At 69.5% G+C, this 13,470-nt stretch carries 6 protein-coding genes; all 6 read right to left on the bottom strand.

What is annotated here, in order from left to right:
- Nucleotides 1–407 precede the first annotated feature (407 nt).
- A complete protein-coding gene (locus DFJ66_RS13510) occupies nt 408–2,432 on the bottom strand; it encodes an nSTAND3 domain-containing NTPase (RefSeq protein WP_147459262.1) in 2,025 nt (674 codons plus the stop codon).
- A 408-nt stretch (nt 2,433–2,840) separates the two neighbouring features.
- The gene (locus DFJ66_RS13505; RefSeq protein ID WP_147459261.1) at nt 2,841–6,512 is read right to left on the bottom strand and encodes a P-loop NTPase family protein; all 3,672 of its coding nucleotides are present in this window, start codon (nt 6,510–6,512) and stop codon (nt 2,841–2,843) included.
- A 3-nt stretch (nt 6,513–6,515) separates the two neighbouring features.
- Complete coding sequence (locus tag DFJ66_RS13500) at nt 6,516–6,854, bottom strand: hypothetical protein (protein ID WP_211351135.1); 339 nt, start codon at nt 6,852–6,854, stop codon at nt 6,516–6,518.
- A 123-nt stretch (nt 6,855–6,977) separates the two neighbouring features.
- Entirely contained in the window at nt 6,978–7,484 is a 507-nt protein-coding gene (locus DFJ66_RS13495; protein ID WP_246029740.1) for an NUDIX hydrolase, read from the bottom strand.
- A 132-nt stretch (nt 7,485–7,616) separates the two neighbouring features.
- Nucleotides 7,617–11,294, bottom strand: coding sequence for a tetratricopeptide repeat protein (locus DFJ66_RS13490; RefSeq protein WP_121221294.1), 3,678 nt, complete (start codon nt 11,292–11,294; stop codon nt 7,617–7,619).
- 607 nt (nt 11,295–11,901) lie between these two features.
- Nucleotides 11,902–13,410, bottom strand: a complete 1,509-nt coding sequence (locus DFJ66_RS13485) for a pentapeptide repeat-containing protein (protein ID WP_147459260.1) — start codon at nt 13,408–13,410, stop codon at nt 11,902–11,904.
- Between the last annotated feature and the right edge of the window lie 60 nt (nt 13,411–13,470).

Below are 13,470 nucleotides of genomic sequence, written 5' to 3'. Positions count from 1 at the left end.
GGGTCGGGAGGCGACACGGTTCACGATCACCTCGCCGGCGATTGCTTTTGATGCAGGACGCATCGCGGCATCCTCGTAAGTCCTCGCTGTCGGCTACTGAATCAGATCGTGACCGTCGCGACGCCCGGTTCGGTTCGTCGCCACACAGATTCACCCGACTGGCAGTGCATGTGTCCGCAGTTGTGCGGTCACGCGGGCAGGGCTGTAGTGATCAAGTGGCACGGACGTCGACCGCGCGGTTCGAGGATCAATCGGCATGAACCACCAGGCAGCGCCCGCAAGGTCGTTTACGTCTACGGGAACGCGCGTCGCTCTGGATCGGAACGTACTCCTCTGCCGCGAGGCGGTCGTGGGTGGTGCGTGAGTCGGATGCGGTGTCGTCGCACAACTGGACGGCACAGTCATTGTCATGTCGGCAGGTCCCAACCCCGCATCGCTTCGAGGGTCACGGGGTGGTCGGGTCCGAGGGCGCGGGTGCAGTCGATCTCAAGTTGGCGCTGGAGTTCCGGTACGGATGGGTCGTCGATGCCGGCGAGTGCGTCGATGTGCAGTTGGCGGGCCATGAGGGTTTTCTGGTGGTCGTTGCCCCATAGTTCGCTGCTCATGCGGACGGCGTCGGTGAGGACGGTGACGGCGTCGGTGAACTCGGCGGCGCCGGTGAGTGCCGCACCGAGGTTCAGCCGGCATTGCGTCAGGAACACGGGGTCGGCCTTGTCCTGCGTTTCGACGTACCGTGCGAGGTCGGCGAATTGCTCCGCGCCCGCCTTCTCCCCGTGTACCGCGCGGGACCACACGCAGACCTCGAAGCGGGCGGACAGCGTGAGGCTGTCGTCCTCGCCGAACAGGCGTCGGGACTGCTCGACGACGTCGGTCGCGGTCGCCAGCGCTTCCTCGACTTCGTCGGTGCCGCCGAGTTGGCGTGCGAGGCCCAGGCGGGCGAAGAGGGTGGCTCGGTGGGTCGGTCCGGAGAGCGCGGTGTGCTCGGCGACGAGGCGGCGGGCCAGGGGCAGGGCGGACGCGGGGTCGCCGAGGCCGGCGTACTTCTCGCCGGTTTCCCACACCAGCGCTTCCAGCAGCCCGAGGCGGACGACGGAGTCCAGCGACGAGGATTGCTCCGCCCGGTCCAGGATTTCCTCGAGCAGTTCCGCGGCGCGTTCCGATCTGCCGGCATCGCCCAGGGCCGCCGCGACGCTGCTCGCCGCGGTGTGCTCGTCGGCGTCCAGCAGTCGACGCGCTGCTCGTTCCACGAGGTCGAGTTGTCCGTGGAAGGAGGCCTGCCAGCCGACTTCGACGAGGTCGGCGCCCTCGACGTGGTCGATTAGGATCTGCCACGTCGCCGTGGGGATGGTGAAGGGTTCGGCGGCGGTGGCGTCGACGAGGTAGTCGAACGCCAGGTATCCACTGCCGACCGGTTCGAGCATGCTGCTGGTGGCCTGGACCGGCTGGGTGGCCCACTCCAGCGCCGACCCCCAGGGCCCTGGTCGTTCCGTCTCGGGCACGTAGGCCAGGTGCAGTTCGCGCAGGAGGTCTTCGGACAACGGTCGGTGGTGGCCTGCCAGCCGCGCGTCGACTGCGGCGGAGACGATCGCGGCGCCCCTGGCGTCGCGGGCGTCCCGCCAGGACTGTAGTAGTTGCGGACCGGCGGCGATCGTCTCGGCCACCCCGTGACGTGAGGTTCCCGCGAGGGCTTGGGCGATCCTGTCGTCGTCCACCGTCCGCGCGCGAGCCACCTCGTCGTCGGACCACATGCGGTCCAGCCGGATCTCGTGGGTCACCGCGTCGAACACGGCCCGTCCGGCCCGTGCGCGTTGGCGATCTCCTGGGGAGCGTTGCGGGTCGTGCCGGGTACTGAGGTCGTCGCGCTCGTGGGTGCGGATCGTGGCCAGGACCAGGACGCCGTCCCAGTCGACCGGCGGGGAGCCGAGGTAGCGTTCGAGGTCGTCGAGCCAGACCACGGCGTGCCGTTTGCGTCGGGCGATCCGGAGGGCGTCGGGAAGGGCCTCGGGAGTCAGCGGACGGACGCAGGTGTGCCGTGGGAGGTACTGCCGCATCGCCTCGTAGGCCAAGCGTGTCTTGCCTGCCGTCGAATCCCCGACGATCAACACGAATCCCCCTGCCTGCAACGCGTCTCGGACGTCGGGGAAGCGGTCGCGCGGTACGAACGGCGGCAGCGGCGACCGGCTCGACGGGGCGGCGCGGTGCACGCCCACGGCGACCGGGTCGTTGAGGTCGCGCACCCGAGCGATGCGCACTCCTGTGGGTTGCGAGCGCCTGACCTCCACCACGATCGACGCTGTCAGCAGCAGCCCGACGGCGACCCAACTCGCGGCGACCCACTCGTCGGGCAACGAGATCGTGTTGGTGGCGATGTTGCTGACAAGCGCCAAGACGCCGGGGAGCATCACCAGCGTGACCACCGAGGGACGTCGCACCCACGGGAAGCTACCGGTCCACCAGGCCGCGGGACGCCGCAACGAGATGTCACCGGACGTACTGCGAGGATTCCTCGTTTGTCTTCATCGTGCCCTGAGCAGGTCCACCCGAGCAGAGGTCGATCACCTGTGCCGGTCCCGCCGACGGAGGTTGCCGACGGGTGGTGGGCGATGTGGCGGAGGCGGTCGAGGTGGAACTGACGATCGTGGCCATGCCCGCGGTCGAGTACCGCGCCTGATTGCCGGGGCGACCCTGTCACGGGTGCGGGTGAGCACATGAGGTCCGGTAACCGTCCGGTACCGCAGGAAGGTGGACGAGGGTTCGCGGTCCAACAGGCGAGGTCCGGTGTTTTGAGGGAACGCTTTGTGCTTCCGGTTCCCGGTCCACGCCCGTGCGATCGGCCGCGTTCAGTCCGTCGGAACGGTGAGGGTGTGGAGGAGGTGGTGGATCTCGGCCGGCAGGTCGGGTCGCAGCAGGGCCAGGCCCTCACCGACCGCGGTCCACGGGTAGTCGATGAGGGTTTCGGCCACCGACTGCTCCAGGGCCGGGAGGTGCTCGGGGTCGTGCTTGGCTAGTTCTGTGAGCACGTGGGCTCGTGGGGCGGTGCTGGTGATCTCCTCGGCGATTTCCTGGGCGCGGTGCGTTCGGCGTTGGCGCACCAGGGCGATCGCGACGGTGGCGAGGGCGCGGTTCAGTTCGTCCGGGTCGGCGATGGTGCGGGCCACGATCTCAGCCCGGCCGGTGTCGCCCGCGTTCGCGAGCGAGCTGACGAGCGTGGTCGTCGTGGTGTAGGGCAGGAAGTCGTCCCGGGGTTTGCGTTTGGCCAGGACGTCGGCGATGAGCCGGTCGGTCCACTCGTGTTCACCGAGCCGGGAGGTGGTCTCGGCCAGCAGCGCTCGCGTGAGGCCGCCGTCGCGGGCCCAGTGGTCGACGACTTGGGCCAGGTGGTGCGCACGGTCGTCGCCCAGGGCGGCCAGGCCGGCCGACGCGCTCGCCAGCACGTTGACCCGCCACGACAGCCGGGAGTCCGGCAGCCCGGCGCTCGCCACGGCCTGGTCCAGCAGCGCGCGGGCGCGGGCCGGTGTGGCGACGGACGCGACCTCGGTCAGCATCCTCCCGTGTTCCTCCGGGTGCTCGGCGGCACGCAGGACGCGGTCGGCGAGGTCGTGCAGGCCGAGGGACTCGGCCGTCCGCGCCAGCAGCACACCGCGTCCCGGCACGGCGTCGGTGGCCGCCACCTCCGGCAGGAGTTGCGCCGCGGACTCGGCGATCGCGGTCCCCTGCTCGACATCACCGACCAGCGGCGCGAGGACGGTCAGCCACCTGTACCGCAACACGTGGTCGCTGGCCGTGCGCGCGTGGGCGTGGGCGGACTCGGCCAGGGCGGTGGCCTGATCGCGGTCACCGGCCCGGGCCGCGGCCAGCGCCACCCGGGCCAGGTCGGGTGCCGGCTGCGACATCGACCGCGCGAACGACACGGCCTCGCCGAAGCGACCTGACCGAGCCAACTGCCTCGCCACCTGTCCCAAGGCGACATCAGGGTCCAGCGGGTCGCAGATCGACAGGACCAGACGCCATGCGTCGTCGAACCCACCCGCTCGCGCGGCCCCGACGGCCAGGTAGCTCATCGCGGTCTGGCGCGTGCGGCTCCCGACGAGGGTGTCGGCGACGGCGCGGGCCCGGTCCGCCTCGTCCACCTGCGCCAGGGCTGCGATCACCTCCAGCAGCAGGGATTCGCGTTCCTCGACGTCCGGCACGAGTCGGGCGGCTGCCTCGGCCGCCGCCAACCCGCGCCGCGCCCAGTCGCGGTCGTCCCACACCACGCGCGTCAGCGCTCCTACCAGGTGCTCTGGGTACTGGGCGGCGTCGAGAACGGCCTGGAAGTGGATGTCCGGCCAGCCGGAGCGGGTGGCACGCACCACGAGGTCGCCCAGCACCTTCTCCCGGTAACGGCGGGACGGGAGCGACGCCCGCACCACCTCCAGTGCGTGGTCGAAGCGGCCCGCTGCGGCGAAGCACATGGCCGACGCGGCACGGGCGTCCTCCCACGCCACCGGATCGGCGATGTTCTCCGCGAAGTCCAACGCCTCGCGAAGCAGCTCGTCCGTCTCGCGCCAGGGAGCCGCTTCGATCAGGTCCGCCCACGCGGTGAGGCGGTGGAAGGGTGCCTCGATGGCACGGGCCAATGCGGTCGCCCGCTTCAGGTCGCCGTGCCGGAGCACAGCCCGCACCAGCCTGGCGAGGCACCTGCCGACGGGTTCCTGGTGGTGGTCCATGGCCAACGGACCCAACAGCCGCCGCTGCGCCCTACCGGCGTCGGGCAGCAGGCCGATCAGGGACTCCGCGCGGTCGAGGTCGCTGGCGTCGATCGCGCCGGTCACGATCGCCTCCAGCCCGGTGCCGGTGTCGACGTGGCCGATCACCGGCCGCAGCAACTGTTCGGCCTGAGCGAACCGGCCCCACTCGGCCAAGCGGGACGCGATGAGCAGCGTGACCTGTCCGCGCTCGTCGGGGTCGTCGAGCTCGCCGGCCTCGTGCACGGCCTCGGCCACCAGCTCGGCGTCGATCCCGGGCCGCACGCCGGCGATCCCGAGCAGCGCGTCGACCCGGTCGGCCGGCGCGGAGATGGATCGGGCGAGCGACCGGGCGCGCTCCACGTCGCCGAGTGCCGCCCACGTGGCCGGCAGCTCCACCGGGATGTTCCAGTCGCGGCCTGCCAGTACGTGGAGGTGGACGTTGAGCAGTGCCAGGGTGGTGACGTCGGGTCGGGACGACAGCACCGCGTGTTGGGTGGCGGTGATCTCGGCGATCGCCGTGCGGTTGCCGCCGATCGTGTCGGCCATCCGGTCGTGGCGGACGTGGTCGGAGGCGAACGCCACCATCCGCGGCAGGTCGCCGTGGGCGGTGAGCATCCGGTGGTAGCCGCCCAGCAGGTACCCCGGTGTGCCGGCGGGCCACCCGCGGGCCCGGTAGGCGTCGGCCCACGCGTGCAGCCGCGCCCGGTAGGCGTCGAGGCGTTCGGGGCCGATGCGCGTGACGGCGGTGGTGGCCAGTTCCTCGTGGCCGAGCATGAACGACCGCCGGGGACCCGGCAGCGGCGTGAAGCTGCGCCCGGCGACGGTGCCCAGGTGCTCCTCGACCCGCCACACCGGCCACTCCGCGTCCGCCAGCAGCTCGGCGAGGTCCGTCGCCGTCAGCCCACCGCCGGACGCGACCAGCAGGCCGAGCAGGTCCTGGTCGACGGGCGGGCCGGTGAGCAGGCGGTCCAGCTCGCGGCGCATGTCCACCTCGATCGCCCTGGCCCGCGCGGACGGGGCGAGCGGGCGCACGACGGCCGGGTCCCGCAGGGGGTGGTGGGGCGGGACGTCGTCGGGCACGGGCGGGTTGGGCCTGCTCGACACGACGACCCGCGTGTTGCCGGGCACGGTCGCGGGCAGCGTGGCGGCGATGCTGTGGAAGTCGGTCCCGCTCACGCCCCGGTCCTCGTCCAAGCCGTCGACCAGCAGCACGAGCCGTTCACCGCGGTCGGCGCACACCTCGGCGGCGTCGGCGAGCAGGCCGAGGAAGTGCGCCTCGCGGTTGGTGTCGGTCAGGAACGCGGGCAGCGGCCGGTCCAGCAGGTCCGCCAACTGCTCCAGGGTGCTGTCCAGGAACGCGGTCCGGTCGCTCTGGCCGGCCAACCGGGCGGTGACGAAGAACGACACCAGCCGCACGCCCGGCGGCGGGTGCAGCACGAACCACGCCATCAACGCCGACTTCCCCGCCCACGCCGGCGCACGCCACCAGCGATAACCACCGGCCGAACGCCCCATGCCGATGCGCGAACCCGCGTCGAGGCCCGTGCCCGCGTCGAGATCCGTGCCGAGGCAGAACCCCGCCAGTTCGGCCAGCTCCTCCTCCCGCTCGACCAACTCGGGCGGCGCGATCCGGCGGACCAACTCCAGGTACCGCGACCGCACGGGTCCGCCCGCCAGGTACACGTCACCGACATGCACACCGGTGTTCGCATAACCACCCGGCCCCGCCGTGGCGTCACCCGTGCGGGACGCCTCCGCGCGGAACCCCCGTCGCCACCCCACCGGTCAGTCGAGCTCCGCGCCGGTGTTGGCCGAGCCCTCCGCCGAGGCAGAGCCCGTCCGGTCGACCCGGACACGGGCCGAACCGCCGGCGGTTCCCCGGAACCCGGTGTTGGCACTGCCACCACGGGCGATCGCGTCGCCCGTGCGTGACACCCGGACGTCCGCCTGGCCGGGAACCGACCGCAACGCGGCCCACACAGCCACACCCACAGCAGCCACTGCGGCCACCGCGGACATCACGGTCGCCACCCGGTTCGCCTGCTCCCACCGGGCGACCGCGAACCACCCGGTAGCCGCCGCCACCACCAGGCAGGTGACCACCAGCGTGATCTTCCCCTTCACCACTCCACTGTCCCACAAGGCGACCTCGGCGATTCAGCGATCGGCCACCGTGCCGCCCGTGAGACCGGACGGCTGGCCGATCGGAAGGTGCGGTACGCGCCAAAGGTTGCCCGCCGGTGGGGATCAGCTGGGTTCGGACCAGCCGTGTTCGTGGAAGTGGCGTCCACTGCGGGCGTTGGTGATGGCGTCGCCGATGAAGTCGAGGGCGTCCTCGGGCAAGTTGTCCGGGTCTGCCCACACCAGCTCCGTGCACTTGTGGGGTTCACGGACGGTTGGGGTGCCGGTCCAGGTGGGGGCGAGGAAGAAGAAGTCGACGCGGGGCTCCTGGGAGAGCCGGAACATCGTGCCGGCCGGCTCCAGTGCTTCGGCGTCGATGTGGATGCCGAGTTCTTCGGCGGTTTCGCGGATCGCGCTGGCGGTGGGGGTTTCGCCGAGGTCGACGTGTCCGGCGGGAAGGCCGAGTTGTCCGTCGGCGTAGCCGGAGCCGGCACGGCGCATGAGCAGGATCCGGCCGTCGGTGTTGGTGAGCAGGACGTGGACCGCGACGGGGTAGCGGTCGTGTTTGGTGTCGAAGACGTAGGACCTCCCGGCCCGCTCTGGTTGGCGGATGGGCCGGGAGGTCCGGGTCATGGTCACCTCGATGGTTGTGCTGGTCAGAGTGCTTTGGGTTGGGTGTGGCGGGAGCCGTCGACGTAGACGGTAGTGCCCTTGCAGCCGGCTTCCCACGCGGCCACGTAGGTGTCGTACACCTGGCTGGGCTGATTATCGTTGCGCCAACATTATGGTCTCTCTGATCATAGCGAAGAACCCATGTTCCGAGATCGAGAACAATCCCTGGGGATCGGTGTGCCAAGGGCTGATACTCAGGGCATCGGCCGCCAATCGCGTGGCGCGGTCGTTGTCTCCGGCGTCAGCGAGCGTCTTCGCTATCATGATCAGCGCCTGTCCTTGTCCACGGGGTTTGGGAATGGAACGGGCCACATCGACTGCACGGTCGCGATGACCCGCCTCCACCAGTGCATGAGCCACATTTGCCAATGCCCGGCCTTGGTCGTCTGGATGGGTGATGGAAGTGGACAAACCGAGAGCCTGGTCATAGTGGCCGGCATACGCCAGTGCACCGGTCATCACCACCAACGCCTGACCTCGTCGGCCAGGCTCGGGAATGCAAGTTGCCACGTCGAGAGCTTGGTCGTGACGACCGGCAAGGGCCAGTGCCGAGGCCGTGGCGGCCAACGCCCGAGCCTGCTCCTCGGGGTCGGTGGCGGACCGACTCGCCTCGAGCACTCGATCGAATAGGTCGAGCGCTTGATCGTGGCGGTCTGCCCTCTCCAGTGCACGGGCCACGGCGATCAACGCGCGATTCTGCGCCTCTGGATCGGGTATGGAATTCGCCACGTCGAGCGCCTGGTCGTGACGGCCGACAAGAGCCAGTGTCGTGGCCACGTCAGCCGACGCACGACTCCGCTCCTTGGCGTCTGGGCTCGCGGACGCCATGCTAAGCGCCCGATCGAACAGGTCGGTCGCCCGATCGAAGCGGCCGGTGACCGACAGTGCCAGTGCCACGGACAGCATAATCTCGATCTGCTGGTCGAGATTGATGGAGAGGCGGCCAACGTCGAGCGCGTGATTGAGCACGTGGAGCGCCTGATCGGAGCGGCCGGCGTCAGCGAGTAACCAGGACAGCGTCCCCAACGTGTAACTCTGCAGGCCAGGCTCAGGTATGGAATTCGCCACGTCGAGCGCCTCGTCGTGACGGCGGACGAGAGCTAGTGCCGAGGCGACGTGGGCCAATGCCTGACTTCGCTCCTCGGGATTGGGTATGGAATTCGCCACGTCGAGCGCCTGATCGTGACGGCCTACACCCGCCAGCACCTCGGCGACAGTTGCCGAGGTTTTGCTCTGGTGGTCGGGGGATGTAGCGGAACGAGCGAGGTCGAGCGCCTGATCGAGTACATCGAGCGCCTGGTCGTGTCGACCGACGTCCGCCAATAGCTCTGCCGCCGTCGTCAACGCTCGACCCCGCGTGTCGGGATCGGGAATGGAGGCTGCCACGTCGAGCGCCAGATCGAGTGCGTCAAGCGCCCGATCATGGTGGCCCGCACCCATCAGCGCCTTGGCCACGAACGCCAACAGGTCGCTTCGCCGGTCGGGGTCTGGTATGGAGGCTGCCACGTCGAGCGCCTGATCGTGACGGCCGGCACGGGCCAGCGCCTCGGTCACGAACGCCAGGACCCAACTCCGATGATGGGCATCATCGAGAGCGTGGACGTCCTCGAGCGCTTGGTGGAGCACGTCGAGCGCCTTGTCGTCATGACCGGCGGCCACCAGTGCCCCGGCCGCATCCGCCAACGCGAGAGCCCGACCGTAGGGATCGGCGATGTCACGAGCCAAGGCGAGCGCCTGATCGAGCACGGCGAGCGCCCGATCGCGACAGCCGGCGTCCACCAGCACCTCCGCCACGGCCACCAGCAGCCAGCCCTGCTCGCCGGGGTGGGGGATGGAATCGAACAATTCGAGCGCTCGATCGACCGCGTTGAGCGCCCGATCGTGATCGCCGTTGTCCACCAGCGCCTTGCCTATGATCGACAACGTGCGGATCTGCTCGTCGGGCTCTGGTATGGAGGCGGCCACGTCGAGCGCCTGGTCGTGACGGCCGGCCCCGGCCAGTGCCCTGCCCACGTCCGACAACGCCCTGCTGCGCCGGGCAGAACCGGTGATGGACCGGGCCGCGGCGAGCGCCTGCTCGAACACCTCACGTGCCTGGTCGTGACGGCCTGCACCCATCAGGATCCCGGCCACGGTCGCCAACATCTCGCTCCGCTGGCTGAGGTCCGGGCCGGATCGGGCGGTGAGGACCTCCTGTTCCAGTACATCGACGATGGCTTGCTCGCGATGACCGGTGCTGGCCAGCGCTTCGGCCACAGCCGCGAACGCCTGAACCTGTTGGAAAGGGTCGGTTATGGATCGTGCGAGGGTGAGGGCGCGGTGGTGGTGTCCCAGTCGTGCCCACAGTGCCGGGATTTCGGAGGGAATCCGGGTGTTGCGGTCGGTGAGGTGGTCGCGGTGGACGACGAGGCGGACGACCGCAGTGAGGTCGAGCGGCTGCCGGGCAGTCTGGACCTCGAGGGTCGTGATGATCTGATTGAGGGCGTTGTAGTCCCCGCCGGTGAATGCCATCAGTCGGTCGTGGCGACGGGGATCGGTGCAGAGTGCGGTGGCACGCTCGATGTCACCGGTGCTCAACAGCATCGTGTGGTAGCCGTGCAACAAGTATTCCGGAGTGTCGACGGGCCAACCGCGGTAACCGTCGGCCCAGGTGTGGATCCGGTTGCGGTAACCGCCCAGGCGGGCCGGGCCGAGGATGTCGACCGCTGTGGTCTGGAGTTGTTCGTGGCCCAGAAGGTAGATCTCCGGCGCGGATAGCGGGGCGAGTTGGCTGACACGGCGGGTGAAGCTGCGCCCGGCCACCGTCCGCAGCTGCCGCTCGACCCACCACGGCTGCCGGCCGGTCAACGCCGCCAGATCGGCGACGGTCAGGCCGCCGCCAGCCGCGGTCAGCAGTCCCAGCACGTCCTGCTCGCCATCCACGCCCTCCAACAGGCGCAGCAGCTCGTTCTCCATCTCCACGCGCAACACCCGTGCACGCGGCGAGACCTCCAGCTGCCGCACGATCCCCGGCTGACGCAACGGATGGTCGGGGTGCACGTCGTCGGGGATCGGTGGGTCCGGGCGCCCGGCCACCAGCACTCGCATCCCCGCCGCAGGACGCAGCGGCAGCAACCCCGCGATGCTGTGCGCGTCGGCACCATTGGTGACACCGCGATCCTCGTCCAACCCGTCGACCACCAACAGCAAGATTTCCCCACGGTCCTGGCAGGCTTGTGCTGCCTCGTCCAACAGCCCCAACAGATGAGGTTCGCGCGTAGCGGGGGTCAGGAACGCGGGCGGATCCTCATCGAGGATGGTCAGCAACTGCTCCAGGACGTTGTCCACGAATGCGGTGCGGTCCGCCTGCCCGGCCAGGCGCGCCGTGATGAAGAACGACACCACGCGCACACCCTGCGGTGGGTGCAGCACGAACCACGACATCAACGCCGACTTGCCCGCCCACGGCCCAGCCCGCCACCACCTGTACGACCCCGCCGTGGACGGATCCGTGGAGAACGCCGCCAACTCGGCTAACTCCGCCTCACGCTCCACCAACTCGGCCGGCGCTATTCGCTCTACCTGGTACCGGTACCGTGTACGCACCGGCGCGCCCGTTCTCAGATTGATGTCCCCGACATGCACCCCGGTGTTGGCATACCCGCCGGCCGATGCCCAGGCCGCCTCCGTCCGCCGCACCTCGACTCTGACGTCCCGCCCGGCCTGCGTCACAGTCCCGGCCTTCGACACCGCACCGATCTGGCTGACCTCGCCCACACCGCCGTCGTCCACGGAGCCACGTGGAAATCGCCTGTCCACAGTCTGATCGTGCACCGCCGGACCCCGCCCGCGATGCCCAACACGCTCGCGCAACTCGGACGGACCAATCGGTGACGCAAAATCACGGCCACCAACACATCTGAGCCCGTGCAAGTCCAAGGCCTCGACATCGGTTCATGCCGTCTGGCGTACGGTCGCGGCAACGTGCAGGTGCCTGATAACACGGACACTCGCCGCAACGAAGTGCGCGACGGGCACGGAACACCTTGGTCAGATGACCTGGACATCACCGGACCGCGCTCGGCGTCGGAGCACCTGGTGATGCATGGCGCCTGTCCGCCGCCTATGCCGCCGCTCTCGACGGCGATCGCGACCGTGCTCGGGACTCGCCGGCCGAAGCGCCGATGACACGACACAGGCCTCCACGTCCCCGCTGGACAACCCTTCCTCCCCGACTACGGGCGGACTCTGGCACAGCGAGCCGTGTCGGGTTGGATTCCACCGTTGGCGCTGGTTCGCGCGTTCAGGCGTTGGTGTTGCAGCCGCAGGGTTCGGCTCGCCGATCTCGGCGTCGCCCTGCGACTCGTCGAGATCCACTCTTGCCGGCTGGTCGGGAACGTTATCGGTCGTACAGGCGGCCCCAGTGGCCGGGCATGTTGGGCAGAACTGTCGTGTTCGGGGTCGGTGGGGTGGCGAGCAGCCAGCCGGGTGGCCAGATGCGGAGGGTTTCGACGTCCAAGCGGGCGTAGGCACCCGTGCAGGTGACGTCGCCGGTGAACGTCACCTGGTGGAAGTTGACCTCCCCGCCGAACAGGGCGCTGTCGAAGTTGGCGTGGCGGCCGAATTCCGAACCGCCGAACAGGGCTGCGGCCTCGAAGCGGGTTCTGCGGAACCTCGCCTCGGCGAGCAGTTTCGTCTCGCTGAAGATCGCATTGCTGGTGAAGACGGAGTCGTGGAAACCGACGAAGTCGTGGAAGACCGCGTCGTCGAACACGACGATGTCGGCGAAGCGCACGCCGCCGAAGACCACGTCCTGGTCGAACCGCGCGGCACGGAAGTAGGTGCACCCGTCGAAGTGGGGCGCGCTGTGCACGTCGGCGCCGAAATGAGTACGGCCGGTGAACCGCGCACCGTCGAACATCGCTGCTTGCGCGAAGCGCGCGTTGTCGAACGAGACGTAGCCGAACCGCGTACCGCTGAAGTCGGCTTTGCCCGTGACCTGGGCTCCGTCGAAGGTGGCGGTTGATCCAAAGGTGGCCTGCGCGAAGTCGGCCTCGTGGTCGAACCGTGCCCGGGAGAAGGCAGCGGACTCTGGCCAGGTGGTGTTGATGAACCCGGCGTCGCCGGTGAACCGGGCATCGGTGAACGACACCGGGCCGCTGAACGAGGCCAAGCTGAACTCGGTGGTGCCGTGGAACTGGGCGCCGTCGAACGTGGCGCTGTGCAGGTGGCAGCGGCCGAGGTCGAAGTCGACGAGAGAGGCGCCGGCCAGGTCCAGCGTGATGTCGGGCCAGAACGCGTCTGCGGATGGGCCTCGTCGCAGGTGCGTGGCCAGGAGGCGCTGGGCTGCCAGCCGGACCTGTCGGTCCTGGGCTCTGCGCAGCTCGCGCTCCGGGTCGGGCTCCGTGGCGTCGGTGTCCTCGGCGGTGTGCGGCATGCGCAGGTAGGCGCACAGCACGTTGACGATGACCTGGCGCTGGTCGGTGTTGTTCTGCGCCAGGCGTTCCAGCGCGTAGATACCGGCGATCCGCACGTGGGCGTGGTCGGAGCCCAGTTGGGCGGCGGCCATCGTGTACAGCTCGGTGACCCGCCGTTCCACCGCTTCACGAGCGATGTGGGCCTGCTCGTCATCCTTCTGGCGCAGCTCCCGCTCTTTCTGCGCTACGGCCAACTCGGCGGTCCGCTGGCGGCGAACCGCGAGCCACAGCGCGACCGCACCGCCAGAACCGATCACGATCGTGCCGGCGGTCTTGATCGCTTCCAGGCTGTTCCGCGGGTCGTCCCGACCGTAAGCGAGCACCAGCCACGTCGCGACGCCGATGCCGATCGTGACCATAAGAACCGCGAGCCACACCACCGTGCGTGCCCGCAGGACCTCGTACGTAGGGCCTTCCTGCTCCTTCCTCAAGGGCGGGAAGCGGCCGGATCGACAGGTGACATCGTGCTTACCCTACGACCACGTGCTCCC

It is taken from the genome of Saccharothrix variisporea, assembly GCF_003634995.1.
In the GTDB taxonomy this organism is placed as follows: domain Bacteria; phylum Actinomycetota; class Actinomycetes; order Mycobacteriales; family Pseudonocardiaceae; genus Actinosynnema; species Actinosynnema variisporeum.
Note: the sequence above shows the minus strand (reverse complement) of the source record. Positions and strands in the feature narration are given on the sequence as shown.